The organism is Rhizobacter sp. OV335, from assembly GCF_900142965.1.
Classification (GTDB): Bacteria; Pseudomonadota; Gammaproteobacteria; order Burkholderiales; family Burkholderiaceae_C; genus Rhizobacter.
This window is the reverse complement of the sequence record NZ_FRCQ01000010.1, coordinates 133367-160266: the sequence shown is the minus strand read 5'-3', so window position 1 is coordinate 160266 and position 26900 is coordinate 133367. Positions and strand designations below refer to the sequence as shown.

Below are 26900 nucleotides of genomic sequence, written 5' to 3'. Positions count from 1 at the left end.
CTCAGGGCTTGGCGGGCTGCAAGGCGCGAGCCATTTCCAGATGGTGCTGCAGCCCGGGCAATGTCTTCTGCGCGAAGGCCTTCACGTCGGCATCCTTGGCTTCCTTCGCGGCTTGCTCGAACAGCTTGACGGTGTCTTCGTGCGCCTTCACGCCGAAGGCCTTCACGTAGCGCTCATCGAACTTGGCATCGGCGCCGGCATCGATCATCTTCAGCTCGCCCTTCTGCATGACCGACGGGCCGGTCGGCAGATCGACCTTCTTGCTGGCGGCCAGCGCCTTCAGTTCTTCGCCGACCTTGGTGTGGTCGTCGATCATCGTCTGCGCGAAGGTCTTGACGTCGGCGCGCTGGGCCTTGGTCTGTGCCAGCTTGCTGGCTTCCACCTCGGCGTTGCCAGCCTGCGCGGCTTCCTTCATGAACGCCGCATCGGAGCGGGCATGCGCTGCGGTGGCGGCGAAGCTGCCGAGGGCGCCGAGGATCAACAGCGTCGAGAGTCGTGTGGTGAGTTTCATCGAGGGCCTTTCAGTGCGAAACAGAAGGCACCCAGTCTGGCCATCGCACCCCGCGCCGACTGTCAGCCGGCTCCGGAGTTCGGCGTAGGACGCGGACTGCAGCGCGGGCACGTCGATTGCCGCGCCTGGGCATCGCCAGCCCAGGAGCCCGCCGCATGTCAGATCCCCTCGACGACGCCGACTGCGTCGACCCTCACCTCCATGCCACGCTGCCGGCCCCGACCCGACGCGGCTTCCTGAAGTCGGCCGGTGCCGCCACCGGCGCGCTGGCCACCGCGCTGCCCGGCGCGCCGGTGGCCGCGGCACCGGCTGACGCAGCACCGCCGCCGCCCGCACCGCGCCCCGCCTCGCCACCGCGGCGCATCACGTTGACCGTCAACGGCGCGCGCCATGAGCTGCTGGTCGAGCCGCGCGTCACGCTGCTCGATGCGCTGCGCGAGCACCTCGCGCTGTACGGCACCAAGAAGGGCTGCGACCGCGGCCAGTGCGGCGCCTGCACCGTGCTGGTCGACGGCCGCCGCATCAACAGCTGCCTGACGCTCGCGGTGATGCAGGAAGACCGCGCGATCACCACCATCGAGGGCCTAGGCCAGCCCGGCGCGCTGCATGCGATGCAGGCCGCGTTCATCGAGCACGACGCCTTCCAGTGCGGCTACTGCACGCCGGGGCAGATCTGCTCGGCCGTCGCGCTGCTGCAGGAAGCCCGCGATGGCCAGGCCAGTGCCGTCAGCGCCGACCTGCGCCAGCCGGCCGCGCTCAGCGACGACGAGATCCGCGAGCGCATGAGCGGCAACCTGTGCCGCTGCGGCGCCTACCCGAACATCGTGACCGCGGTGCGTGTCGTCGCCGCGATCCGGCCGGTCGCCTGAGGAGCGCCGCGATGGACAACATCGACTACCAGCGCCCCGCGTCGGTCGACGAAGCCGTGCGCCTCGCGCAGCAGCCGGGCACGGCCTTCATCGGCGGCGGCACCAACCTGCTCGACCTGATGAAGGGCGGCGTCGCGCGGCCGCTGCGCCTGCTCGACGTGACGCGCCTGCCCGGCCGCGAGATCACGCAGTTGCCGGATGGCGGCCTGCGCGTCGGCGCCGGCGTGCCGAACAGCGACGCCGCGAACCACCGGCTGGTGCGCGAGCGCTACCCGCTGCTGGCGCGGGCGCTGCTGTCGGGCGCGTCGCCGCAGCTGCGCAACATGGCCACCGTCGGCGGCAACCTGATGCAGCGCACGCGCTGTTCGTATTTCACCGACACCGGCTTCGGCGCCTGCAACAAGCGCGAGCCCGGCACCGGTTGCGCGGCGATCGGCGGCATCAACCGCATGCACGCGATCCTCGGCACCAGCGAGGCCTGCGTCGCGACGCACCCGTCGGACATGTGCGTCGCGCTGGCCGCCTTGCGCGCCACGGTGCGGGTGCGCGGCGCGCAGGGCGAACGCAGCATCCCGATGACGGATTTCCACCGGCTGCCCGGCGCCCGGCCCGAGATCGACACCCAGCTGCAACCGGGCGAGCTGATCCTGTCGGTCGACCTGCCGCCGTCGCGCTTCGCGCAGCGCCATGCCTACCTGAAGCTGCGCGACCGCGCGAGCTATGCGTTCGCGCTGGTGTCGGTGGCCGCCGCGCTGGACGAACGCGATGGCGCGGTCGCCGACGCCGCGCTGGCGCTCGGCGGCGTCGCGCACAAGCCGTGGCGCGTGCTGGCGGCCGAGCAGGCGCTGGTCGGCCGGCCGCTGTCGGACGCGTCGATCGGCGACGCGACGCGCCTGCTGCTCGATGGCGCGCGCGGCTTCGGCCACAACGATTTCAAGATCGAGCTGGCCCGTCGCGCGGTGGCACGCGCGCTGGCCCAGGCCCACGCAGGCACCGCCTGATCGACCGCAACGAAAGGACCCCATGGACCGCTTGTTGACCGGACAGCCGCTGGACCGCACCGACGGCCCGCTGAAGGTGTGCGGGCAGGCGCGCTACGCCGCCGAGTTCACGCTGCCGCGCATGGTGCATGCGCAGATGGTGCTGAGCACGGTGCCGAGCGCGCGCGTGCGGCGCATCGACAGCCGCGCCGCACGCGCCCTGCCTGGCGTGCTGATGGTGATGACGCACGAGAACGCGATGCGCCTGCCGAAAGGCGGCAAGGCGGCCGTGAAACCCCCGGCCGGCCGCGTGCTGACGCTGCTGCAGGGCGACCAGGTGCACTACAACGGCCAGCCGGTCGCGCTGGTGGTGGCCGAGACGCTGGAGCAATGCCGCGAGGCCGCGCGCCGCCTCGTCATCACCTACGCACCGTCGCCCGACGCGGTGCTCGACCTCGCGGCGGCGCGGGCCAAGGCCCATGCACCGAAGGAAGTGCAGCAGCAGAAGCCCGACAGCTCGCGCGGCGACCTGGCGGCCGGCATGCAGGCGGCCAGCCAGGTGGTCTCGGGCCTCTACACCACGCCGATCGAGCACCACAACCCGATGGAGCCGCATGCGACGCTGGCCGCGTGGAGCGGCGAGAAGCTGGTGCTGTACGACGCCACGCAGTACGTCAGCGGCGACCGCGACACGGTGGCGAAGACGCTGGGCATCTCGCCCGAGCAGGTGCAGGTGATCTGCCCGTACGTCGGCGGCGGCTTCGGCTGCAAGGGCTCGACCTGGACGCACGTGGTGCTGGCGGCGATGGCCGCGCGCCAGGTCGGCCGGCCGGTGCGGCTGGTGCTGGAACGCCCGCAGATGTTCGGCCCGACCGGCAACCGGCCGCGCACCGAGCAGGCGCTGTCGGCCGCGGCCGATGCAAAGGGCGCGTTGACGGCGCTGCGGCACGAGGTCGTCAGCGAGACCTCGACGCTCGAGGACTGGGTCGAGCCGTCGTCGCTGTGCACCCGCATGCTGTATGCGTGCGAGAACGTCGCCACCACGCAGCGGCTGATGAAGCTGAACATCGCGACGCCCACCTTCACGCGCGCGCCCGGCGAGGCCACCGGCACCTTCGCGCTCGACAGCGCGATCGACGAGCTGTCGTACGCGGTCGGCCTCGATCCGCTGGAGATGCGGCTGCGCAACCATGCCGACAGCGACCTGCACAAGAAGCTGCCGTTCTCCAGCAAATCGCTGCGCGAGTGCTGCCGGGTCGGCGCCGAGCGTTTCGGCTGGGCGCGCCGCGACCCGCGGCCGCAGTCGATGCGCGATGGCCGCTGGCAGGTCGGCTGGGGCGTCGGCACCGCCACCTACCCGACCAACCGCAGCGCCGCCGAGGCGGTGGCCCGGCTGCTGCCCGATGGCACGGTGCTGGTGCAATCGGGCTCGCAGGACCTGGGCACCGGCACCTACACGATCATGACCCAGGTGGCCGCCGACGCGCTCGGCCTGCCGGTGAACCGCGTGCGCTTCCAGCTGGGCGATTCGTCGATGCCGAAGGCGCCGGTGTCGGGCGGCTCGCAGACGGCGGCCAGCGTGGCACCGGCGGTGAAGCAGGCCTGCGAGGCGGTGCGCGACCGGCTGATCGCGCTGGCGGTGGCGGATGCCGCGTCGCCGCTGCACGGCGAGAGCGCGCAGGGCGTGGTGGCCCGCGACGGCTGGCTGCGCGCGCAGGCCGATGCCTCGCGCGGCGAGCCGATGGCCGCGGTGCTGGCGCGGCAGGGCGGCCAGCCGCTGGAGGCGCGCAGCGAGGCCAAGCCGGGACCGGAGCGCGAGCAGTACTCGATGCATGCGTTCGGCACGGTGTTCGCCGAGGTGCGCGTCGACGCCGAGCTGCGCGAGATCCGCGTGCCGCGCATCGTCGGCGCCTACGGCATCGGCCGGCTGTTGAACGAGAAGACCGGCCACAGCCAGCTGATGGGCGGCATCGTGTGGGGGGTCGGCCTCGCGCTGATGGAAGAGACCTGGCGCGATGCGCGCAACGGCCGCTTCGTCAACGCCAACCTGGCCGACTACCACGTGCCGGTGAATGCCGACATCGGCAGCATCGAGACGCTGGTGGTGCCGGAGGACGATCCGCACGTGAACGCGCTGGGAGCGAAGGGCATCGGCGAGATCGGCATCACCGGCGTCGGCGCGGCGATCGCGAATGCGGTGTTCCATGCGACCGGCAAGCGGGTGCGCGAGCTGCCGATCACGCTCGACAAGCTGATCTGACGGCATGACCTGACGCAAAATCGCGGGCATGGTCCACACCCTGCCCTTCGTGCACCGGCTGCCGCACGGCATCCACGTCATCGACACCGGCTTCCACCGCCCGGCCTTCGATGCCTGCTACCTGGTGGTCGAGAACGGCCGCGGCGCCTTCATCGACACCGGCACCACGCACTCGCTGCCGCGGCTGCTGGCGGCGGTCGAGGCAGCCGGGCTGCGGCGCGACGATGTCGACTGGGTGATCGTCACCCACGTGCACCTCGACCATGCCGGCGGCGCCGGTGCGCTGATGCAGGCCCTGCCCGACGCGAAGCTGCTGGCCCACCCGCGCGGCGCGCGCCACATGATCGAGCCGCTCGCGCTGCTGAACGGCGCCCGGGCGGTGTACGGCGCGCAGGAGGTGACGCGGGCCTACGGCGAGGTGGTGCCGGTGCCGGCCGGGCGCGTCGTCGAGAGCCATGACGGCATGGTCGTCGAGCTCGCCGGCCGGCCGCTGGTGCTGATCGACACCCCCGGCCATGCCCGCCACCACCACTGCATCTGGGACGCGCGCAGCCGCGGCTTCTTCACCGGCGACACCTTCGGCCTGAGCTACCGCGAGTTCGACACCGCGCAAGGCCCGTGGCTGCTGCCCACCACCACGCCGGTGCAGTTCGAGCCCGAGGCGCTGAAGCACTCGGTGCAGCGCATGCTCGGCTTCGACCCCGAGCGGCTGTACCTCACGCACTACGGCTGCGTCGACGGTGTGCCGCGGCTCGGCGCGATGATGCTGGCGCAGGTCGACGAGATCGTCGCGCTCGGAGAGCGTTTGCGCCCGCTGCCGGCACCGGAGCGCCACCCGGCGCTGATGGCCGGGCTCGCGGACTTGTACTGGACCCGTCTGCAAAGCCTCGGCAGCACGATGCCGCGCGACGACGCGATGGCGCTGCTCGCGATGGACCTCGAGCTGAACGCGCAAGGCATCGGCATCTGGCTCGACCGCGCGCGCTGATATCCTCGGCGCCTCCTGATTTGCGGGGTCGACCCGCGCTGCGCACCATGATCGTCGGCATCGACCTCGGCACGACCAACAGCCTGATCGGCTTCTTCCAGGATGGGCAGCCGCAACTGGTCCGCAACGTGCACGGCGACTTCTCGACCCCGTCGGTGGTCAGCCTCGACGACGAGGGCCGCACGCTGGTCGGCCTGACCGCACGCGAGCGCGCCAGCACCCACCCCGGCCGCACCGCACAGGGCTTCAAGCGCTGGATGGGCACCGACCGCACGCTGCGGCTCGGCACGCGCGATTTCCGGCCCGAGGAGCTGTCGGCGCTGGTGCTGCAATCGCTGAAGGCCGATGCCGAGGCGCTGCTCGGCGAGCCGGTGACCGAGGCGGTGATCACCGTGCCCGCCTACTTCAACGAGGCGCAGCGGCGCGCCACCCGCACCGCCGGCGAGCTGGCCGGGCTGACGGTGGAGCGGCTGCTGAACGAGCCGACCGCCGCCGGCCTCGCCTACGGCCTGCAGGAGCGCAGCGAGCACAGCAGCTTCCTGATCTTCGACCTGGGCGGCGGCACCTTCGACGTCTCGGTGCTGGAGTATTTCGAGGGCGTCGTCGAGGTGCGCGCGAGCGCCGGCGACACCCGGCTGGGCGGCGAGGACTTCGTGCAGTCGCTGGGCCGGCTGTTCGTCGAGCGCTGCGACGGCCTGGCGCCGGCCGAGCGCGAAGCGCTGCTGCAGGGCGGCGCTTGGTGGCGTGCCGCCGAGCAGGCCAAGCGCGACCTGAGCGATGCCGACCGTGCCGCGATGGCGCTGGTGCATCAAGGCCGGCGCATCGAATGCACGATCACCCGCGCCGATTTCGAGGCCGCGAGCGCCGAGCTGCTGCAGCGCCTGCGCCGCCCGATCGAGCGCGCGCTGTACGACGCGAAGATCGACGTCGCGTCGCTCGACGAGGTGGTGCTGGTCGGCGGCGCGACGCGCATGCCGATGATCCGCCAGCTGACGACCCGGCTGTTCCAGCGCCTGCCGCTGCGCACCATCGACCCCGACCTCGCGATCGCGCAGGGCGCCGCGGTGCAGGCCGGGCTGAAGGCACGCGATGCCGCACTGGCCGAGGTGGTGCTGACCGACGTGATGCCGTATTCGCTCGGCATCGTCGCGTCGCAGCAGGTCGGCGACGCGCTGGTGGCCGACCGCTTCTCGCCGATCATCGAGCGCAACACGCCGGTGCCGGTGTCGCGCATCGGCGTCTACTCGACGGTGGTCGACAACCAGAAGAGCATCCGCATCGACATCCGCCAGGGCGAATCGCCGCTGGGCTCGGAGAACCTGGCGCTGGGCGTGCTGGACGTCGAGATGCCGCCGCGCCGGGCCGGCGAGGCAACGCTGGAGGTGCGCTTCACCTACGACGCGAACGGCCTGCTGGACGTCGATGCGCGCGAGACCACGAGCGGCCGCATCACCAACACGCTGATCCACAACACCTCGACGCAGATGGACGCCGCGGCCATCGCGTCGGCGCTCGAACGGCTCGCGCTGCTGAAGCGCCACCCGCGCGACGAGGAAGAGAACCGCTACCTGCTGGAGCGCGCGAAGCGCCTGTACGAAGACCGGCTGGGCGAGGAGCGCACCGCGCTGCAGGCCTGGATGGCGCAGTTCGAAGCGGCGCTGAACACGCAGGACGCGCGCACGGTGCGGACCGCGCGCCAGGAGTTCCGCCAGGCGCTGGACAGCATCGACAGCGGCTTCCGCTTCTGACCGGCGATGCACGACTGGCAGGTGCTCGGGCTCCCGGAGCCCACCGATGAGCTGGTGCTGATCAAGCGCAGCTACGCCGCGAAGCTGAAGCTGACGCGGCCGGACGACGACGCGCAGGCTTACCAGGCGCTGCGCGAGGCCTATGACCGGATGGTCGCATGGGCGCGGCATCGGCAAGCGGTGCGGGCGGCCGCGCCGGAACCCGTGGAGCCGGTCGAGGTGACGATCGAGGAGCCGGTCGTCGAATCGCCGTCGCCCGAAGCGCTGTGCGAGCTCGTCACCCGCGCCGTGCCGCTCGGCCCGGCCGCGCTCGAGGCGCTGGTGCCGGTGCTGCGCCGGCACCTGAACGACCTGCCGCTGGGCCAGGAAGCCGAGGCCTCGGCGCGCTTTGCCGACCTGGTGCTGCGCACGCCGCTGCTGCCGTCGGCCCTGCTCGGGATGCTGCAGGCGCACTTCAACTGGCTGGACGATTTCCGCACCGAGCGCCTGATCGGGCCCGGGCGGGCGCAGGCGGTGCAGGCGGCGCTGGCCGGGCTCAAGCGGCCGCTGACCGATGGGCAGCTGCTGCACACGCATGTGGACCTCGTCGGCCTGCACGCCTTGCTGGAGCGCGGCCGCTGGCTGCGCGCGTTGCTGCTGGCCACGCTGATGGGCCTGCCGCTGCAGCGCCAGATCGCGTCGACCGGTCCGGCCTTGATGTCACGCATCGGCTTCGATGCCGGCCTGCTCGGGCAACTCGCCCGGGTGCTGAAGGGCGCGCAATGGCTGCGCACACTGGCCGTCGCGGCGGGCATCTACGCGCTGGGCGCCATCATCACGCTCGACGCGAGCGAGGCCGCGGTCGGCACCTGGCGGGCGCTGGGGGTTGCCGTGGGCACCGTCGTCCCGCTGCTGCTGATCTTCGGCCTGCTCTACGGCCTGCGACGCCGCGGCAACCTGCTGCCTGCTTCCTGGGTGCCGCACTGGCAGCGCCTGGCACCCTGGTTGGGCGTGGCCCTGATCCTGGCTGCTGCGCTGGCCTCGCTGCTTTGGCAGGCCGCCTGGCCGGAGCTCACGGTGGTGGCGATCCTGCTGCTGATCGCGGGCCTGCTGCTGAGCGCGCCGCAGGAACCGGAGCAGGTGCTGCTGGCGGCCACGCTGGGCGGCTACATCGCGTTCTCGCTGCAACTGCAGGGCTTCCCGGCCTGGGCCCTCGCGTTCGCCTGGGTCATGGCCGGCGTGCAGATCCACCTGCAGCGCCGCTGGGTTCCCGACGAACGCCTGCGCGCCGACGCCCAGGGTCGGGCCGCCGGCCTGCTGCTGGTGACCGTGCTGCTGCCGACCTGCTTCGCGTGGGTGGCCGAACGCTCGGGCACGCGGCTGGTGCTGGCCGCCCTGCTGCTCGCTCTCACGCCGGCGCTCGTCGGGCACCCGGTGGCGCCGACCCTGGCGCTGCCGGTGGCGGTGGCCACCATGCTCGGTCTGACCTGGATCCAGCGGCAATCGCTGCGCTTCGCGCGCCGGCTGGCGGCCCGGTTCTAAACTCGCTCCCTTTTGGGGAGCCTCCATGAAACCGGTCCAGTTCAACCTGCATGGGCAGGTCATCGTGATCACCGGCGCGTCGCAAGGCATCGGCGCTGCCTGCGCGCAGCGGCTCTCGCGCGACGGCGCCGCGGTGGCGCTGTGGGATGTCGACGACAGCCGCGGCCAGGCGGTGGCCGATGCGTTGAGCGCCGAAGGCCAGCGCGCGCACTACCTGCACTGCGATGTCTCGAAGAAGACCGAGGTCGATGCCGCGGTGGCCGGCACCCTGGCCGCCTTCGGCCGCATCGACGGGCTGGTCAACAACGCCGGCATCTTCAAGGCGGCCGATTTCCTCGAGATCACCGAAGCCGACTGGGATGCGGTGATCGACATCAACCTGAAGGGCTCGTTCCTGGTCGGCCAGGCGGTCGCGCGCGAGATGGTGAAGACCGGCGGCGGCGCGATCGTCAACATGAGCTCGGTGAACAGCGTGATGGCGATCCCGAGCATCGCGAGCTACAACGCGAGCAAGGGCGGCATCAACCAGCTGACGCGGGTGATGGCGCTGTCGCTGGCCGACCACGGCATCCGCGTCAACGCGGTGGCGCCCGGCACGATCGCGACCGAGCTCGCGAAGAACGCGGTGCTGGGCAGCGAGGAGGCACGCGCCCGCATCATGAGCCGCACGCCGATGAAGCGGCTCGGCGAGCCGGGCGAGATCGCCGACGTGGCGGCCTTTCTGCTGAGCAGCGCGGCGAGCTACATGACCGGCGAGATCGTCTATGTGGATGGCGGGCGGCTCACGCTGAACTACACGGTGGCGACATGAGCGCGGCCGCCGCACCCAGCCTTGAAGGCGGCTGCCTGTGCGGCCGCATCCGCTACCGCGCCGCGCCCGACAAGCGCGAGGGCTACTACTGCCACTGCCGCATGTGCCAGCTGGCCTTCGGCAACACGCGCGTGCCGTTCCTGAACCTGCGGCGCGACCAGGTCGAGTGGCTGACCGAGCCGCCGAAAACCTACGCCTCGTCGAAGTTCGCACTGCGCGGCTTCTGCGGCAACTGCGGCACGCCGCTGAGCTTCGCGTACGAGGGCTCGCAGCACATGGACCTCTCGGTCGGCAGCCTGGACGACCCGTCGGCGATCACGCCGGTCTCGCATTTCGCGATCGAGTCGAAGGTGGCGAACTGGGAGGTCGACGACGGGCTCCCCGGCACCCGGCTGGATGAGCACCTGAAGCTGACCCAGCGCTGGAAGGCGGCCTATGGCGATGAGGTGCAGCCGGGCGCAGAGGTCGCGCGCCAGGCGCGCTGAGCTGTCGCGACCCCGAACGCCTCAAGGCGCCGAGCCGGCCTCGGTTTCGTTCATCACCGCAAGGCACTCTTCGATCAGCGCGTGCAGCCGCACCACGCGCTCGTCGCCCAGGCGCTCGTTGAACGCCACCTGCGCCCGCTTCCACTCGCGGCGCGCCTCGTCGCGCTTGACGCGGCCGGCCGCGGTGGCCTCGACCACGCGGCTGCGGCCGTCTTCGCCCGGCCCCACCGTGACCCAGCCCTGCGCCACCAGCGGCTGCAGGTTGCGCGTCAGCGTCGACGCGTCCATCTCCATGTGGGCCGCCAGCACCCCAGGCTTCACCGGCCCGAGCGACACCAGCTGCGACAGCAGCGAGTACTGCGTCGTCTTCAGGTCGGCATCGGCGACGATGCGGTCGAAGTGCTGGCTGACCCGGCGTGACAGCTGGCGCACCTTCAGGCTGGTGCAGCCATGGGGGCCCGTCACTTTCAACTCGGCTTTCGGATCAGTCTTCGTCGTGGCGCTTGGCATGATCAAACAATTGTAGCTACAATCATTGCAATTGCAACTTTAAGCCCCGCCGGGCGACCGATCATGGACACACCCGTCGTCGATGCCGCCGCCGTGCTGGCCCAGTGGGAGGCCGAGGCCGCCGCGCACCGCGCCCGCCTGCTGCCGCCGGGCGTGGCCCGCCCCGACCAGGTCGAAGGCCTCAGCGGCCTGCAGTTCTTCCAAGCCATCTTCGACGGCCACCTGCCCCCGCCGCCGATCGGCGAGACGATGGACTTCCTGCCGATCGAGATGTCGCCCGGCCGCGCGGTGTTCCAGGGCACGCCGCTGCTGCGCCACTACAACCCGCTCGGCACGGTGCACGGCGGCTGGATCGCGACGCTGCTCGACTCGTGCGTCGGCTGCGCGGTGCACACCACGCTCGCCGCCAGCAAGGCCTACACCACCGCCGAACTCAAGATCAACTATGTGCGCGCCGTCACCCAGCGGGTGCCGGTGCTGCGCGCCATCGGCAGCGTGATCCACGTCGGCGGCCGCATGGCCACCGCCGAAGGGCGCCTGGTCGGCCCCGACGGCAAGCTGTACGCCCACGCCTCCACCACCTGCTTCATCTTCGACGCCTCCTGAACGGACACCTTCCCATGCGACTCCTCCACACCATGCTGCGCGTCGGCGACCTGCAGCGCTCGATCGACTTCTACACCCACATCATGGGCATGACGCTGCTGCGCCAGTCCGAGAACCCGTCGCAGCACTACTCGCTCGCGTTCCTCGGCTACGGCCCGAACCCGGAGCATGCCGAGCTGGAGCTGACCTACAACCACGGCGTCAGCTCGTATGACCTCGGCACCGCCTACGGCCACATCGCGATCGCGGTGCCCGATGCCGCCGCGGCCTGCGACCGCATCCGCGCCGGCGGCGGCAACGTCACGCGCGAGGCCGGGCCGGTCAAGGGCGGCAGCACCGTCATCGCCTTCATCACCGATCCGGACGGCTACAAGGTCGAACTGATCGAACGCCGCTTCGACTGAGCCCTGCGCCGAGGACACCCCGCCATGCTCTCCCAACGCATTTCCACCTCGCTCGGCCGCCGCGGCATCCACTACGCGTGGGTGATCGCCGCGGTCACCTTCTTCGCGATGCTGACCACCTCGGCCGCGCTCGGCCTGCCGGGCGCGATGATGCAGCCGCTGTCGAAGGAGTTCGGCTGGACCACCGACCAGCTGTCGTCCGTCTTCGCGGTGCGCTTCGCGCTGTTCGGCCTGCTCGGGCCGTTCGCCGCGATCTTCATCGCCCGCTTCGGGCTGCCGCGCATCATGGTGGCCGCCGCCAGCCTGATCGCGGTTGCGATGGTGCTGGCCACCGGCATCACGCAGCTGTGGCAGCTGTTCCTGCTGTGGGGGCTGATGCTGGGCTGCGGCACCGGCCTCACCGCGCTGGTGCTGGGCGCGATGGTCGCGAACCGCTGGTTCACCGCCAACCGCGGGCTGGTGGTCGGCATGTTCGCCGCGAGCACCGCCACCGGGCAGTTGATCTTCCTGCCGCTCGCGGCCTGGATCATCGAGCACCACGGCTGGCGCTATGCGGTGATCCCGATCTTCATCGCCTGCGTGATCGTGGCGGCACTGGTCACCTTCTTCATGCGCAACCACCCGAGCGAGCTGGGGCTGCTGTCGCTCGGCGAACCCGAAGGTACCGCGGTGCCGCCGGTGCCGGCCGCCGCGCCGCTGAACTTCCTCGGGCCGTTCAAGGTGCTGCGCGAGGCCTCGCGCAACCGCACGTTCTGGATCCTCGCGGCCAGCTTCTTCATCTGCGGGCTCAGCACCAACGGCCTGCTGCAGACGCACTTCATCTCGCTGTGCAGCGACAACGGGCTGTCGGCCGTGCCGGCGGCGTCGGTGCTGTCGATGATGGGCGCGTTCGACCTGGTCGGCACCACGCTGTCGGGCTACCTGTCCGACCGCTACGACAACCGCAAGCTGCTGTTCTGGTACTACGGGCTGCGCGGGCTGTCGCTGTTCTGGCTGCCGTATTCGACGTTCACGCTGTACGGCCTCGCGACCTTCGCGATGTTCTACGGGCTGGACTGGATCGCGACCGTGCCGCCCACCGTGAAGCTCGCCGCGCAGGAGTTCGGCAAGGAGCGCGCCGGCATGATCTTCGGCTGGGTGTTCGCGTCGCACCAGTTGGGCGCGGCGGTGGCGGCCTATGGCGCGGGCCTGACGCGCACGCTGCTGCTGACGTACAACCCGGCGCTGTTCGCGGCGGGTGCGGCTTGCCTGGTGGCTGCCGTCTCGGTGCTGCTGATCCGGCGGCAGGCGGCGGCCGGCGCTGCCTTGAAGACCGCGTAGAACCTTCATGCCTGTGTCATGAACGCTTTCCACAGTGGCGGGCTTTGCACCACCACTTGGGAAGCCGTTCATGAGCATCGATACCTCACGCCGCCAGTTCATCCGCGATGTCGCCCTGGGCACCGTTGCCGTCGGTGGCGGGCTGGGCCTTGCGGGCTGCGGCGGCAGCGATGACGGTCCTTCCGAGGCTGGCGCTGACGCCGGCGCGGGCGTCGAGTTCAGGCATGGCGTTGCCAGCGGCGACCCGCTGAGCGACCGCGTGATCCTGTGGACGCGCGCGACACCGTCGGCCGATGCCACGCTGCAGCTGAACTGGGAACTCGCGAGCGACAGCCAGTTCGCGAGCATCGTCAAATCGGGCAGCGTCAGTACCAGCGCGGCGCAGGACTACACCGCCAAGGTCGACGTCACCGGCCTCGCCGCCAACACCATCTACCACTACCGCTTCGGCATCGGCAGCAAGCGATCGGCCACCGGCCGCACGAAGACGCTGCCGGTGGGCGCCGTGTCGCAGGTGCGGCTCGCGGTGTTCTCGTGCTCGAACTACCCGGCCGGCTACTTCAACGTGTACGCCGAGGCGGCCAAGCGCAACGACTTCGACGCCGCGCTGCACCTGGGCGACTACATCTACGAATACGACGCGGCCGGCTATGCATCGGACACCGCTGCCGCGCTCGGACGCGTCTCCGATCCGGCCAACGAGACGCTGACGCTCGCCGACTACCGCCGCCGCTACGCGCAGTACCGCGGCGATGTCGACCTGCAGGCGCTGCATGCCGCGACGCCGATGATCGCGGTGTGGGACGACCACGAGGTCGCCAACGACACCTGGACCGGCGGGGCCGAGAACCACACGCCCGCGACCGAAGGCAGCTTCAGCGCGCGCCGCGCGGCCGCGATCCAGGCCTACCTGGAGTGGATCCCGATCCGCCTGCCCGATGCGAGCAAGCCGGACCAGGTCTACCGCTCGTTCGATTTCGGCACGCTGCTGTCGCTGCACATGCTGGACACGCGCCAGGTCGGCCGCGACCAGCAGCTGAGCTATGCGAACTACATCACCGCGTCGGGCTTCGATGCGAAGGGCTTCACCGACGCGGTCGGCAACCCGACGCGCCAGCTGATGGGTGCCACGCAGACGGCCTGGCTGCAGTCGAAGCTGCAGGCGTCCACGGCCACCTGGCAGGTGCTCGGCCAGCAGGTGCTGATGGCGCGCATGAACGTGCCGGCGCCGATCGTCACGCAGCAGATCAGCGTGGCCGCGTATGGCGCGATCGCGACGAAGGCGGCCACCGCGCCGGGCACGCTGACACCGACCGAGCAGGCCATCCTCGCGCAGCCGGCGATCCCGTACAACCTCGACGCCTGGGATGGCTATGCGGCCGCGCGTGAGACCGTGCTCGGCACGGCGCGCGCATACGACAAGAACCTGATCTCGCTGGCCGGCGACACGCACAACGCCTGGGCCAGCGACCTGAAGGATTTGTCGGGGAATGCGGTCGGCGTGGAGTTCGCGACCTCGTCGGTGACGTCGCCCGGCTTCGAGACGATTTTCACGAGCGAGGAACCGACCGCGTTCGCGGCCGCGCTGACGCAGCTGATCGGGCCGTTGCAGTACGCGCAGACCAGCCTGCGCGGCTACATGGTGCTGAACGTGACAGCGAGCGAGGCGCGCGCCGACTGGGTGTTCGTCGACACGATCCTGAAGCGCGAGTACGTGGCCAGCACCGGGCGCAGCCTGCGCACGCTGCCGGGCGGCGCGAACCGCAAGTTGATCGAAGTCTGACCGCCGACCCGGAGTGGCATCCGGGAATCCGACGTCGCGCATCTGCCACGGCCGATTGCCAGTTGCACCCGCATTGGAACCTGCGTGCGGGCGAAGTTACTCACCCGAGTCATCAAACATCGGGATCTCAACGTGCTACCTAAAGTCAACGGCCTGACAACGCGAAAATCGCCTGATTCAAACCTGAACAAACCCGGCACACCTGCAAACCGGAAGATGTCGTTGAGCCGGGAAAATTCCAGAGAGGCACTGCCGAAACCCACTTCACCTGCTTCATTGTCGCCAAAAGCCAAAGAAATCTCGGCTGAAGATATCTACAATGCCGTCGTGAATGAGGATTGCGTTGACCTCAGTTTTGAAAAACTCGGGAGAGCGATATCAGAACAAGAGATCGCGAATCTGGGGACTGCCATTGAATTTCTGACGGCAACCGCCAAGATCAACCTCTACACGGAGATCTATATTGCTGGGCAGAATCTGGGTGATGCCAATATCGATCGTCTCGTACGCATGTTGCCAATTCCCCAGCTGAACGCCTTGGATCTGAGCAACAACAATCTGACTGCCAACTTCCGAAAGACTCTCCGCTTCATTTACGAGCAATCCAAAGGAAATTTGCGCTACCTCTACTTGGAGCACAATGATCTTGGGACAGGCAAGTCGTCTGACGTGAAGTTGTTGGCCGACTACCTGATAGACCTGCAGAAAAATAGTACATCCTTGATCATCGACGCAACAGACAACAACTTCCCGCAGGATATCGTCCAGAAGCTTGACAAACAAAGGACATTCGATGCCGACGGTGACCTCGTAGCCTACATAATCACTCGCGACGAGTCATCCAATCAAATTCAATCCCCGAAGGAAATTCACACCGAAATGATACCCGGCACCGCCGAGCCATTGATCGATAAAATTTCCGCGATTTGGAGAGATGCACTGACAGAATGTCTCGGTCAACCTGTATTCGCTGAGCAAAATCGCATTTTCAGCAGTGGCTCCATCCCGGGCGACGAGCGCAAGCGTAAAGCGCTCATCGATCTGCTTTGCAGCAGTGCCGAGAACCCCGGCGGCGACGAAGAACTCACGCTGGAATTCGCGACTGAAAACGGCAAAGTTCGGCTGACCCGCACGATGGCCAGTACACCGGAAACTGCCGCGACCTTCATTCAGGCAGCCTTCATCCTGTCGGACTGAACCTGCTGCCTGCGAAAGAGCTAGGCCATCACGCCGCGCGCAGCGCGGCGGCTTCCTTCGCCAGCTGCGTGATGCGTGCCCAGTCACCCGCCTTCACCGCATCCGCCGGCGTCAGCCAGGACCCGCCGCACACCTTGACGTTGGGCAAGGCAAGAAACTGCGGCGCCGTCTCCAGCGTGATGCCGCCGGTCGGGCAGAACACCACGTCGGTGAACGGCCCGGCCAGCGCCTTCAGCATCGGGATGCCGCCGGCCTGCATCGCCGGGAAGAACTTCAGGAAGAAGTAGCCGTCGGCGTTGGCCTGCATCACCTCGCTGCCAGTCGCGGTGCCGGGCAGCAGCGGCAGGCCCATCTCGCGGCACGCGCGGCCGATCTCGCTGGTGTAGCCCGGGCTCACCGCAAACTTGCAGCCGGCGTTCAGCGCCGCCTTCGCATCGGCCACGCTGCGCACGGTGCCGGCGCCGAGGATGGCCTCGGGCACCTCTCTCGCGATCGCCTCCATGCACTGCAGCGCCACCGGCGTGCGCAGCGTCACTTCGAGCACCTTGACGCCACCCTCCACCAGCGCACGGGCCATCGGCACCGCGTCGGCCAGCTGGTTGATGACGATCACCGGGATCACCGGGCCGTGGCCGGCCAGTTCGAGCGTGTTCATGCGGGGTTCTCTTGTCGAAGGTTTGAAGGATTCAGAGCCAGGTGACCGCGCCCTGCTCGGCGCTCAGCACGTTGCGGCGCATGCCGCCGAACAGGTCGCGGCCCAGGTCGTGGGTGTTGTTCTCCTGCTGCTTCGCGTCGATCTGCGCGACCTCGCGGGCCGCCCATTCTGCGTCGGGCACCAGCGCCTGCAAGGTGCCGGCGACCGCGTCGAGCCGGATGATGTCACCGTTGCGCACCTTGCCGAGCGGGCCGCCGCCGAGCACCTCGGGGCTCACGTGGATCGCCGCCGGCACCTTGCCCGACGCGCCGCTCATGCGGCCGTCGGTGACCAACGCCACCTTGAAGCCCTTGCCCTGCGCCACCGCGAGCGGCGGCGTCAGCTTGTGCAGCTCGGGCATGCCGTTCGCGCGCGGGCCCTGGAAGCGCACGACGGCGATGAAATCGCGCTCCAGCTCGCCGGCCTTGAAGGCGGCCAGCAGTTCTTCCTGCGCGTTGAAGACCAGCGCCGGCGCCTCGACGACGTGCCGGTCTTCCGGCACCGCCGAGATCTTGATCACCGCCCGGCCGAGGTTGCCGGTCAGCAGCTTCAGGCCGCCCGACGGGCTGAACGGCGCGGCCGCGGTGCGCACGACGCTGTCGTCGTTGCTCTGCGCCGGCAGCGGCGACCAGGTCAGCCGTTCGCCATCACCGTGCGGCAGCGTGCCGTAGGCCGCGATGCCGCCTTCGGCCACCGCGGCGACATCGGCATGCATGTAGCCCGCATCGAGCAGCTCGCGGATCACGAAGCCCGGCCCACCGGCCGACTGGAACTGGTTCACGTCGGCACTGCCGTTCGGGTAGACGCGCGCCAGCAGCGGCGTGGCATGCGACAGCTCGGAGAAATCGGTCCAGTCGATCAGGATGCCGGCGGCGCGCGCCACCGCGACCCAGTGGATCAGGTGGTTGGTCGAGCCGCCGGTGGCCAGCAGCGCGACCATCGCGTTGACGATCACCCGCTCGTCGACCAGCCGGCCGATCGGCGTGAAACGCCCGCCGCCTTGCGTGATCGCGAGCGCGGCGCGCACCGCCTCGCGCGTCAGCGCCTCGCGCAGCTGCGCATGCGGGTGCACGAACGCGGCGCCGGGCACGTGCAGCCCCATCGCCTCGAGCAGCATCTGGTTGCTGTTGGCGGTGCCGTAGAAGGTGCAGGTGCCGGCGCCGTGGTACGCGGCCGATTCGGCCTCGAGCAGCTGGTCGCGGCCGACCAGGCCTTGCGCGTACTTCTCGCGCACCTTCGATTTCTCGGTGTTCGACAGCCCGGTGCCCATCGGCCCGGCCGGCACGAACACGCACGGCAGGTGCCCGAAATGCAGCGCACCGATCAGCAGCCCCGGCACGATCTTGTCGCACACGCCGAGCAGCAGCGCCGCATCGAACACGTCGTGCGTCAGCGCGACCGCGGTGCTCATCGCGATGGTGTCGCGCGAGAACAGGCTGAGCTCCATGCCGGGCAGGCCCTGCGTCACGCCGTCGCACATCGCCGGCACGCCGCCGGCCACCTGCACCGTCGCGCCGCGGCGCTGGGCTTCGTCGCGAATGATGTCGGGGAAGCGCTCGTATGGCTGGTGCGCCGACAGCATGTCGTTGTACGAGGTGACGATGCCCAGGTGCGGCGAGCGTTGCGCCACCACCTTGAACTTGTCGTTGGCCGGCAGTGCGGCAAAGGCATGCGCGACGTTGGCACAGCCCATGCGGTCGGAACCGCGCTGGCGCATCGCCAGCTTGTCGATCCGGGCCAGGTAGGCGGTGCGCGTCGGGGTGCTGCGTTCGCGGATGCGGTGGGTGACTTCCTGCAGGACTTGTTTCATGGGCGGCACCTCGCGGCCGGGGTCGTAACCAGGCTTTCGAGTATCGCGTAACCAAGTTACATCGTCAAATCAACAGCGCATCCCCTGCGCGTCGATGGGGCCTGGGCCTCACCCCCCCACCGGCGGGGCGTGCTGCTTCGCCCGTTCGAGCAGGGCGTTGCAACCCCCGCCCGAAGGCTGCCGCTCGCCCACGTCGACCAGCGGGATCAGCGCCGCCAGCGGATTCAGCAGGCCCAGCAGCACGCTGGCGCCGACCTTGCGTGCGAGCGGCGCCTTCTCGAGCGAGATCTTCGGATCGCTGAACGTGCCCTGCACGCGCAGTGGCGTGCGCAGCGTCAGCGGGCTCATGTCCTTCGGCGTGACGACCGCGCGCAGGTCCATGTTCTCTTCGGCGAGCGACAGGGTGCCGTCGGCCCAGATCGTCGAATCCTTGGTGTCGATCACCATCGCGCGCGGCCGCAGCACGCCCTTCTTCGCTTGCAGGTCGACCAGCGCGCAGTCGACGGTCAGCAACTCGTCGCCCTTGGCCAGCACGCCGAGCGCCTGCGCCACATCGAGCCCGGCGCCTTCGACGGCCAAGTGCGATATCTTGCCCTCGACGATGCGCGTGACGACCGTGCCGTCCAGGCTGCCGAGGATCTCGGCGGTCGAGCGGCCCTCGCCCTTCAGCCTGGCCTGGCCGATCAGCCGGCCGGTCACGTAGGGCGGCTTGTCGGCCGGCCGGCCCTGGTTCAGCCAGCGCTCCAGCCGCACGCCGCTCCAGCGCAGGTCGCTGTCCCACAGCGCGAGCTTCGGCTTGCCATCCAATGACACGGCCCCGGCCAGGCTCCCGTCCGCCGTGCTGGCCACCAGGTCGGTGATCGCGAGCTTGCCGTCGGCCAGCGTCAGGTGGGCGCGCAGCGGCTCCAGCGGCAGCGCGAAGATCCGGCCCAGCTCGGCCCGGTCGAAGGCCAGCAGCACGTTCGCATCCATCGCGCTCAGCGACGGAAGATCGAACGCGCGGTTCGGCAGCACCCGATCGCCGGGCTTTTTCGGCGGTTTCTGACCGGGCGCGACGGCGGGCGCCGGTGCGGGCCCGACGCCGATGCTGGGCAGCAGGTCGGCCAGCAGCAACCGCGGTCCGGCGACCTTGCCCGACAGCCGCGGAACCTTCGGGCGCATGTCGTAGGTCAGCGCGGCATTCAGCCGGCTGTTGCCGACCGTCGCGTCGTCGACCAGCACGTTCCACACGTCGCCATGCTTGGCGACGCGGCCTTCGATCTCGAACGGTCCGGTGGTCGGCAGCGTGACGCCCAACGGGTCGCCGATCGCCGACAGCGAGGCGCCGCTCACGCGCACCTTCCCCGTCATGCCGCCCAGCTTCATCACGTCCGTCACGGTGCCGCGGAAGCGCAGCGCAGCGCGGCCGCCGGCATCCAGGCTCAGCGTCACCGGCACCGGCGGTGCGTCGTCATCGCTGGCCAGCAGCGGCATCACGCCGATCGACCGCAGACCGCCTTCGAGCGAGAAGCCGCCATAGGTGCCGGTCGCGCGCACGACCAGGCCGGTCAGCGGCGCCGAGGCGGCACCGGCGGGCAGCGGTGCCGACGTGTCCTGGTCGGCCAGGCGCACATCCGCGTGGATGTCGGCCTTCAACGGCGCATCGACGACCGTCAGCTCGCCGTTGGTCACCGACAGCGAGCGCACGCGCGGCAACCGCGTGCCCTTTTCCTGCTGGGCCTTCGGCTCGCCGAACTGCCATGACGCGCTGCCGTCGGCCCGGCGCTCGGCATGCACGATCAGCCGGTCGGCGTGCAGGCGCTTGATGTCGAGCGCGTCGCCACGGTGTGCGCGCCACAGCGCCGCGTAGGCGACACGCAGCTGGGCGTTCTCGGCACGCAGGAAGTACGGATCCTTGCTCCACGCGGCGCTGCCGATCTCCAGCAGCGGGATGTCGACACGCAACCCGCCGAGCAGGTGGACGCGGCCCTGGTCCGCGCCGTCGGCGAGGCGCACGTCGCGCTTCAGCGTGTCGGCCAGCATCCGCTGCGCCGGGCCGACGAGGAAGGGCCAGCCCAGTGCCTCGCACGCGACCAGCGCCATCAGCACGGCCCCGGCGAGGCCGAGCAGGCTCCACGACCACGCACGACGCCGCGACACGGGATCAGTCGCCGATGAGCGAGCGCTGGTGCGAGACCGGCGGACGCGACGGGTTGTTGACGATCTCGTGCTCGCCGAGGCCGATCGGCCGCCCGCTGACGGCCGAGGCGGCCATCGCGAGCAGGCGGATCATCCTGCTGCTGTTGGCGTCCCAGTACTCGGCGATGTCGGTGTCGACGCGCAGCAGCACCAGGTCGGGGTCGTCCTTGCCCTGCGGGAACCACGGCTTGGCGGCGGCCGTCCAGAGCGCGTCGATGCGGCTGCGGTCGTTCACGATCGCGGCGTGGCCGCTGATCGACACGTAGGTCGCGTCGCCTTCATCGGTGAAGGCCAGGTTCACGCGGTCGAGCTGGTGCACCTTGGCCGAGCGCTCGCTGGTGAAGAACCAGAAGCTGCCGTCGGCATCGACCTCGAGCGCGGCCATCGGGCGGCCGAGCAGCCGGCCGTCGGGGGCCTGGGTGGTCAGCATCGCGATGTCGATGCCCTCGACCAGGTCGACGATCTTCTTCAGGTTCTCGTGGCGTTGCGGGTGGATCTTCATGGTGCGGCCCCTGCTTGAACGGAATTCGTCCGAGCTTAGGCGGCCGCAGTGGAAGACCCTATCGGCGAGGGCCGCCACGGGATGTGCGCGATGTCCTACCCAGGCGTCGCGGTGGGTTCCATGGGGGTTCTATTGCAGGCGCAACTCGACGCGCCGTGCGGCCTTCGGATCGCCGTCGCCGGTGATCACCGCCGGCTTGCTGAGCTGCAGGTGGTCGGCGGCGACGCCGTTTGCTTCGAGCGCATGCTGCACGCGCTGCGCGCGGCGCTTCGCCAGCTCGGCGTTCGCGGCCGCATCGCCGCTCGCATCGTGAAAGCCGGAGATCAGCACGGTGCCGCCGTTCGAGCGGGCCGCTTCGGCCACGCGGTTCAGCACGTCGGTGGCATCGGCGGGCAGGCTGTCCTGGCCGACCTCGAAGTAGATGCGCTCGGCCGCGGACGTGTCGGCGGTGGCTGCAACGGCCGTGCCGCTCGCCTTCGGCGCATGCAGCACGCGCGACGCCGCCAGGCCGATGACCCCGGCCAGCACCAGCGCCACCACGAAGGCCACCGCCCCCAGTGCGACCTTCTGCACGTCGTCGTCTTGGTCACTCATCGCAGCGCTCCCGGCGGAAGAAAATTCATTCTAGAGTGTCGGTCATGCTCGACTCCGTGATCGAAACCGGCGTGGCGCCCGTGCGCGACCCCGCCAAACTGCTGGCCGAGGTGCATGCGAGTTGGGGCGGCCGCGGCGACCTGTGGATCTTCGGCTACGCGTCGCTGATCTGGCGCCCCGAGTTCGAGGCCGCCGAGCAGCGGCCGGCCCAGGTGCACGGCTGGCACCGCGCGCTCGAGATGCGTTCGCGCATCAACCGCGGCACGCCCGAGTGCCCGGGCCTGGTGTTCGCGCTGGTCGCCGGCGGCTCGTGCCGCGGCATGGTCTACCGCATCGAGCGCGAACGGGTCGACGACGAATTGCCGAAGCTGTGGGCGCGCGAGATGCCGACCGGCGTCTACGATGCGCGCTGGCTGCCGTGCCGCACGCCGCAGGGCGCGGTGAGCGCGCTCGGCTTCACGCTGAGCCGCAGCAGCCCGAACTACACCGGCACGCTGAGCGACGAGCACCTGCTCGGCGTGCTGCGCAGCGCCTGCGGGCGCTATGGCACGACGCTCGACTACCTGATGGAGACGGCGCGCTCGCTGCGCCAGTGCGGCATCCGCGATCGCGGCATCGAGCGGCTGGTGGCGCTGGTCGAGCGTCACGCGCTCTAGCGCGAGTCGCCGAACAGCGCTGGGCTGTACGCCGCCCTGACGCGATCGAGATCACCCTCGCTGTCGACATCCATCAGCACGCCGGAATCATCCACATCGACCGCCTGCGCCGGGTAGCGCGCCACCAGCCGGCGTGCGCCTTCGTCGCCGGTCAGCATCACCAGCTCGGTGTAGAGCTCGGCCGCGAAGCCCACCGGATGGCCGCGCCGGCCCTTGTACTGCGCATAGCTCACCGGATGGTGCTCGAGCTGCTGCGCCACCGCCACCAGCGTCGACGGCATCACCATCGGCATGTCGCCCGGCAGCACCAGCCAGCCCGACGCATCGGAGCAGGCCGCCACGCCCGAGGCGATCGAGAAGCCCATGCCGAGGCGCTGCGCGTTGACCGGCGAGCCCGATCCGACCGTCGGCAGCATCACGATATCGCGCGTCGCGACGTGGAACGCGGCCTCTTCGGCCAGCACCTCGGTGGCGACGACGATCACCGGCAGGTGCGTCGCGAGCGCGTGCCGAAGCGTCGTCCCGAGAACGCTGGACGCTCCGAGGCTCTGCGTGAGCTTGTGCTGCGTACCGCCGAAACGGGAACCCCGTCCCGCGGCGAGCACGATGATCGCCGGCCGCGCCTTCATCAGGCCACCCCCTACGTTCTTGTTGGTCATGGCAGCCGGCGCATCACCGCACGCAAGCCCTTGGCTGCAAGAATGGAATCGTTTGCTTTCGCCGCCTAGTGGGGCGTTCACTTAAGGCATTCCCCGCAGGGTGTTTTGTTCCCTGCGGTATTTTTTCTCTGCGACATACTGCCAGCATGCCCGACATCGCCGACCTCCGTAAAAGTTACGAACGCGCCGAACTCGACGAGACCGCCTCGCGCAGCGACCCGCTCGAACAGTTCGGGCTGTGGTTCCAGCAGGCCCTCGACGCCCAGTTGCCCGAGCCGAACGCGATGACCCTCGCGACGGTGGGCCCCGACCAGCGCCCGTCGACGCGCGTCGTGCTGATCAAGGGCTTCGATGCGCGCGGCCTGGTCTGGTACACCAACTACGACAGCCGCAAGGGCCGCGAGCTGGCCGGGCACCCGTGGGCCGCGCTGCAGTTCCATTGGGTCGAACTCGAGCGCGTGGTGCGCGTCGAGGGCCGGGTCGAGCGCACCAGCGAGGCCGAGTCGGATGCCTACTTCCAGTCGCGGCCGCTCGATTCGCGGCTCGGCGCCTGGGCCTCGCCGCAGAGCGAGGTGATCGGTTCGCGCGCCGTGCTGGTGGCCAACGCCGCCAAGGCCGCGGCGCGCTTCGCGCTGAACCCGCCGCGCCCGCCGCACTGGGGCGGTTTTCGCCTCGTGCCGGACAGCTGGGAGTTCTGGCAGGGTCGCAAGTCGCGCCTGCACGATCGCCTGCGCTACCGGCAGGCCGATGGCGGCTGGCGGCGCGAGCGCCTCGCGCCCTGATCAGCTCTCCGTCGGCAGGAAGCCGATGTTCTCGCCGGGCAGGCGTGCCTGGGCCAGGCGGTCCAGCGCGGCCAGGAAGGCCTTGAAGTCGATCGGCTTGGTCCAGTAATCGTCGAAGCCCGCCTCGCGCGCCCGCGAGACGTCTTCCGGCATCGCGTTGGCCGACAGCGCGACGATCGCCGTGCCGGCCAGTGCCGGATCGGCCCGCAGCCGGCGCAGCACCTCGGCCCCATCGATGTCGGGCAGTTGCATGTCGACCAGCACCACGTCGGGCCGCGAGCGCTGCGCGAGGCGCACGCCCGAGATCCCGTCCACCGCAACCGCCAGCGTCACGTGGCCATGGTGGGCGAGCAGTTCCTGCACGAGCAGCACGTTGACCGGGTTGTCCTCGATGTAGAGCAGGCGCAGCGGCGCGGCCGGTGCGGTCGGGACCGGGATCGACGGCGCCGATGCGGGCAAGGCTTGCGGTGACGACAACGCCGCGGCACCGGCGGCCGCCCGCAGCACGATGCGGAACTCGCTGCCGTGCCCCGGCTCGCTGTCGACGCCAATGTCGCCGTGCATCAGCTTGACCAGGTGGTGCACGATGGCCAGCCCGATGCCGGTGCCCTGGATCGCGTCGCGCTCCGCGCCCAGCCGGTTGAAGGGCTCGAACAGGTGGCGCCGCTGCGCGGCCGACATGCCGCGGCCGTTGTCGCGCACCTTGATCGTCCAGGCCGGCGCGCCCTGCCACGCGCCGCGTTCCACGGCCAGCCACACGTGGCCGCCCGCGCTGTTGTACTTGATGGCATTGCTCATCAGGTTGGCGAGCACCTGCCGCACGCGCCGCGGGTCGCCGAGCACCTGGGCCGCTGTCGGCGCGGCCTGCACGCTGACGCCGGCCTCGTCGGCCTGCGGCCGGGTCCACTGCAGCACGTCCTGCAGCGCGGCCTGCAGCGGCACCGCCTCGTGCGCGAGCGGCATGCTGCTCGACTCGATCGACGCGAGGTCGAGCACGTCGTCGATCAGTGCCAGCAGGTGCTGGCCGGCCGAGCGGATCCGCTCCACGCGCTCGCCCTGCGCCAGGCTGAGCGGATCGCCGATGTCGGCCGACAGCAGCTGCGCGAAGCCGAGCACCGCATTGAGCGGCGTGCGCAGCTCATGGCTCATGCGCGCCAGGAACTCGCTCTTCGCGCGGCTGGCCTGCTCGGCCGCCGCCTTGTCCTGCAGCGCCTGCTCGGCGCGCTTGCGCTCGGTGATGTCCCAGTTCACGCCGAGCAGCCGCTCCGGGCGGCCCTGCGCGTCGCGCTGCACATGGCCGCGGGTGGCCAGCCAGCGCACCGAACCGTCGGGCCAGATCACGCGGAACTCGTGCTCGAGCTCGCTGCCGTCGCGCGCCGCCTCGTCCATCTTGCGCTGCAGCTCGACCACGTCGTCGGGGTGCCGCGAGCCGTCGCGCAGGTCGTTGGCGCCCAGCGGTCCGTCCGGGCGGTGGCCGCGCAGCCGGAACATCTGCGCATCCCATTGCGAGGCCTGGGTGCGCAGGTCGCGCTCCCAGGTGCCGATGCCCGCCGATTCGGCGGCGAGCATCGTGCGCTCCTGCACCCGCCGCAACTGCGCGCGGGTGCTGTGCAGTTCGGTGATGTCGATGTTGACGCCGAAGGCCATCAGCCGGCCGTTGACGCTCTCGCGCCGCGACCAGGCCGACACCCAGCGCACCTCGCCGTCGCTCGCACGGCGGATGCGGAACTCCGACTGCAGCCCCTGCTGCGTACCGCGCTCGGCGATCTCGTCGTGCGACTGCATCGCCGCGCGGTCGTCCGGGTGCACCAGCTCCTGCGCCCAGCGCTCCTCGCTCGGCACGCCGTCCTGCGGGCGCAGCCCGTAGATGCGGAACATCTGCTCGTTCCATTCGCCCTGGCGCGCCTCGATGTCGACCGTCCAGATGCCGACGCCCGCGGCGTTGGTGACCATGTCGATGCGGCGCGCGAAGGCCTGCGCCTGCTCGCGCTCGGCGATCTGCGCGCTGCGGTCGAGCGAGACGCCGGACAGCGCGATCGCCCGCCCCTGCGCGTCGCGCTCGGCGACGCGGCGCGTCAGCAGGTGGCGGTAGCTGCCGTCCTGGTTCAGGTAGCGCGCCTCGACGTCGACGACACGGTGCGTCGCGATGGCTTCGTCGGCCGCGCGCAGCACCGCGTCGCGGTCGTCGGGGTGGGTGGTCGAGCGCATGTACTCGAGCGTCAGGCCGTCGGGCGGGCGCGGGATGCCCATCACCTGGTAGCCCCAGTCGTTGAAGTAGATGCGCTGCGTCGCCAGGTCGATGCGCCACACCGACACCGAGGCCAGCGTGACCGCACGGTTCAGCTTGGCGGTCAGCGCCTCGATCTCGCGCAGGCGCGTCGTGCCTTCGGTGTCGTCGAGCAGGATGCCGGTCATGCGCACCGGCCGGCCTTGCGGCCCGGGGTGCACCTCGCACAGCGAATGGAATTCCTTGACCTGGCCGTCCGGCAGCACGAGGCGGAACCAGGTCTCGTAGCGGCCCGGCGCCTCGCCGAAGCGCTCGTGCTCGCGGCGGAAGCGGTCGCGGTCGTCGGGGTGGACGCGCTCGCTCGCCTGGTCGAAATTGGGCACGCCACCCGCCGGATCGAAGCCGCACAACCGGAACATGTGCGTGTCCCAGCGGCCCTCGCCGGTGCGCAGATCGCGCTCCCAGGCGCCGGTGCGGCCGAACTGCTCGATCAGCGCGAGCCGGGCCGCATCGACGGACGGCAGCACCAGCCACGCGAGCCAGCCGCTGTCGAGCCACACCGAGGTCCAGTCGAGTTCGAGCGAGGAGCCCGGAAACGCGATGCGCCCGCGACTGCTGGGGTCCGGGTGGCGCAGCGTGGCGACGAGTTCGCGGGCCAGCGCCTGCCAGCCTGCGTCAGCAATGCCGTGGTCGGACGCCCACCGCGCCGCGGCGGGGTTCACCTTCCACCGGCCATCGGCCCAGAGCCGCAGTGCCGGGGCCGGCGAAGAAAGCCACAAGGTGTCCATGCGCGGGCAAGTGTAGG

The 26900-nt window shown here is 70.1% G+C and carries 24 protein-coding genes; 15 read left to right on the top strand and 9 right to left on the bottom strand.

Annotation, left to right across the window (positions count from 1 at the left end):
* Position 1: 1 nt before the first annotated feature.
* Entirely contained in the window at positions 2-511 is a 510-nt protein-coding gene (locus tag BUE42_RS13055) for a DUF4142 domain-containing protein (protein ID WP_073465533.1), read from the bottom strand.
* A 155-nt stretch (positions 512-666) separates the two neighbouring features.
* Here BUE42_RS13055 and BUE42_RS13050 point away from each other — a divergent pair, with 155 nt between their 5' ends.
* The 8 genes from BUE42_RS13050 to BUE42_RS13015 are packed head-to-tail and all read left to right on the top strand — an operon-like array spanning position 667 to position 10173.
* A complete protein-coding gene (locus tag BUE42_RS13050; protein WP_073465532.1) occupies positions 667-1380 on the top strand; it encodes a 2Fe-2S iron-sulfur cluster-binding protein in 714 nt (237 codons plus the stop codon).
* 11 nt (positions 1381-1391) lie between these two features.
* On the top strand, positions 1392-2381 hold the full coding sequence (locus tag BUE42_RS13045) for an FAD binding domain-containing protein (protein WP_073465531.1): 990 nt from the start codon (positions 1392-1394) through the stop codon (positions 2379-2381).
* Positions 2382-2403: 22 nt separating this feature from the next.
* Positions 2404-4620 carry a xanthine dehydrogenase family protein molybdopterin-binding subunit gene (locus tag BUE42_RS13040; protein WP_073465530.1) on the top strand — a complete coding sequence of 739 codons (2217 nt, stop codon included), beginning with the start codon at positions 2404-2406 and terminating at the stop codon, positions 4618-4620.
* Positions 4621-4648: 28 nt separating this feature from the next.
* Positions 4649-5608: an MBL fold metallo-hydrolase gene (locus tag BUE42_RS13035; RefSeq protein ID WP_073465529.1), complete on the top strand. Its 960-nt coding sequence runs from the start codon at positions 4649-4651 to the stop codon at positions 5606-5608.
* 47 nt (positions 5609-5655) lie between these two features.
* Complete coding sequence (locus BUE42_RS13030; protein ID WP_073465528.1) at positions 5656-7356, top strand: Hsp70 family protein; 1701 nt, start codon at positions 5656-5658, stop codon at positions 7354-7356.
* A gap of 6 nt (positions 7357-7362) precedes the next feature.
* Positions 7363-8877 carry a hypothetical protein gene (locus tag BUE42_RS13025; protein WP_073465527.1) on the top strand — a complete coding sequence of 505 codons (1515 nt, stop codon included), beginning with the start codon at positions 7363-7365 and terminating at the stop codon, positions 8875-8877.
* A 25-nt stretch (positions 8878-8902) separates the two neighbouring features.
* Positions 8903-9688: an SDR family NAD(P)-dependent oxidoreductase gene (locus tag BUE42_RS13020; RefSeq protein WP_073465526.1), complete on the top strand. Its 786-nt coding sequence runs from the start codon at positions 8903-8905 to the stop codon at positions 9686-9688.
* Positions 9685-10173, top strand: coding sequence for a GFA family protein (locus BUE42_RS13015; RefSeq protein ID WP_073465525.1), 489 nt, complete (start codon positions 9685-9687; stop codon positions 10171-10173). The genes BUE42_RS13020 and BUE42_RS13015 overlap by 4 nt, the downstream gene beginning before the upstream one ends.
* Before the next feature lie 21 nt (positions 10174-10194).
* Here the strand turns inward: BUE42_RS13015 and BUE42_RS13010 are convergent, their stop codons facing one another.
* Complete coding sequence (locus BUE42_RS13010) at positions 10195-10638, bottom strand: MarR family winged helix-turn-helix transcriptional regulator (RefSeq protein ID WP_369822966.1); 444 nt, start codon at positions 10636-10638, stop codon at positions 10195-10197.
* Positions 10639-10746: 108 nt separating this feature from the next.
* Between BUE42_RS13010 and BUE42_RS13005 the strand changes: the two genes are divergently transcribed.
* The 5 genes from BUE42_RS13005 to BUE42_RS12985 all read left to right on the top strand — a co-directional run bounded on the left by BUE42_RS13005 (position 10747) and on the right by BUE42_RS12985 (position 15993).
* Complete coding sequence (locus BUE42_RS13005) at positions 10747-11289, top strand: PaaI family thioesterase (protein ID WP_073465524.1); 543 nt, start codon at positions 10747-10749, stop codon at positions 11287-11289.
* Between the two features lie 14 nt (positions 11290-11303).
* Positions 11304-11693, top strand: a complete 390-nt coding sequence (gene gloA / locus BUE42_RS13000) for a lactoylglutathione lyase (RefSeq protein WP_073465523.1) — start codon at positions 11304-11306, stop codon at positions 11691-11693.
* A 24-nt stretch (positions 11694-11717) separates the two neighbouring features.
* Positions 11718-13013: an MFS transporter gene (locus BUE42_RS12995; protein ID WP_073465522.1), complete on the top strand. Its 1296-nt coding sequence runs from the start codon at positions 11718-11720 to the stop codon at positions 13011-13013.
* Positions 13014-13083: 70 nt separating this feature from the next.
* Positions 13084-14796: an alkaline phosphatase D family protein gene (locus BUE42_RS12990; protein WP_073465521.1), complete on the top strand. Its 1713-nt coding sequence runs from the start codon at positions 13084-13086 to the stop codon at positions 14794-14796.
* Positions 14797-14880: 84 nt separating this feature from the next.
* Positions 14881-15993 carry a hypothetical protein gene (locus tag BUE42_RS12985; protein WP_143171471.1) on the top strand — a complete coding sequence of 371 codons (1113 nt, stop codon included), beginning with the start codon at positions 14881-14883 and terminating at the stop codon, positions 15991-15993.
* Positions 15994-16021: 28 nt separating this feature from the next.
* On the opposite strand, the gene eda is transcribed toward BUE42_RS12985, so the two are convergent.
* From eda to BUE42_RS12960, 5 genes are all read right to left on the bottom strand, one after another.
* Entirely contained in the window at positions 16022-16648 is a 627-nt protein-coding gene (gene eda, locus BUE42_RS12980) for a bifunctional 4-hydroxy-2-oxoglutarate aldolase/2-dehydro-3-deoxy-phosphogluconate aldolase (protein ID WP_073465519.1), read from the bottom strand.
* Between the two features lie 31 nt (positions 16649-16679).
* Positions 16680-18497 carry a phosphogluconate dehydratase gene (gene edd / locus BUE42_RS12975; RefSeq protein WP_073465518.1) on the bottom strand — a complete coding sequence of 606 codons (1818 nt, stop codon included), beginning with the start codon at positions 18495-18497 and terminating at the stop codon, positions 16680-16682.
* Positions 18498-18605: 108 nt separating this feature from the next.
* A complete protein-coding gene (locus BUE42_RS12970; RefSeq protein WP_073465517.1) occupies positions 18606-20636 on the bottom strand; it encodes an AsmA family protein in 2031 nt (676 codons plus the stop codon).
* Between the two features lie 4 nt (positions 20637-20640).
* Entirely contained in the window at positions 20641-21177 is a 537-nt protein-coding gene (locus BUE42_RS12965; RefSeq protein WP_073465516.1) for a pyridoxamine 5'-phosphate oxidase family protein, read from the bottom strand.
* Positions 21178-21306: 129 nt separating this feature from the next.
* The gene (locus BUE42_RS12960) at positions 21307-21771 is read right to left on the bottom strand and encodes an OmpA family protein (protein WP_073465515.1); all 465 of its coding nucleotides are present in this window, start codon (positions 21769-21771) and stop codon (positions 21307-21309) included.
* 44 nt (positions 21772-21815) lie between these two features.
* Between BUE42_RS12960 and BUE42_RS12955 the strand changes: the two genes are divergently transcribed.
* Positions 21816-22427: a gamma-glutamylcyclotransferase gene (locus BUE42_RS12955; protein ID WP_073465514.1), complete on the top strand. Its 612-nt coding sequence runs from the start codon at positions 21816-21818 to the stop codon at positions 22425-22427.
* Here BUE42_RS12955 and BUE42_RS12950 read toward each other — a convergent pair.
* Positions 22424-23086 carry a nucleotidyltransferase family protein gene (locus BUE42_RS12950; protein ID WP_235002307.1) on the bottom strand — a complete coding sequence of 221 codons (663 nt, stop codon included), beginning with the start codon at positions 23084-23086 and terminating at the stop codon, positions 22424-22426. The genes BUE42_RS12955 and BUE42_RS12950 overlap by 4 nt on opposite strands.
* A gap of 146 nt (positions 23087-23232) precedes the next feature.
* Between BUE42_RS12950 and pdxH the strand changes: the two genes are divergently transcribed.
* The gene (gene pdxH, locus BUE42_RS12945; RefSeq protein ID WP_073465512.1) at positions 23233-23868 is read left to right on the top strand and encodes a pyridoxamine 5'-phosphate oxidase; all 636 of its coding nucleotides are present in this window, start codon (positions 23233-23235) and stop codon (positions 23866-23868) included.
* On the opposite strand, the gene BUE42_RS12940 is transcribed toward pdxH, so the two are convergent.
* Positions 23869-26883, bottom strand: a complete 3015-nt coding sequence (locus tag BUE42_RS12940; protein ID WP_073465511.1) for a PAS domain-containing protein — start codon at positions 26881-26883, stop codon at positions 23869-23871.
* Positions 26884-26900: the final 17 nt, after the last annotated feature.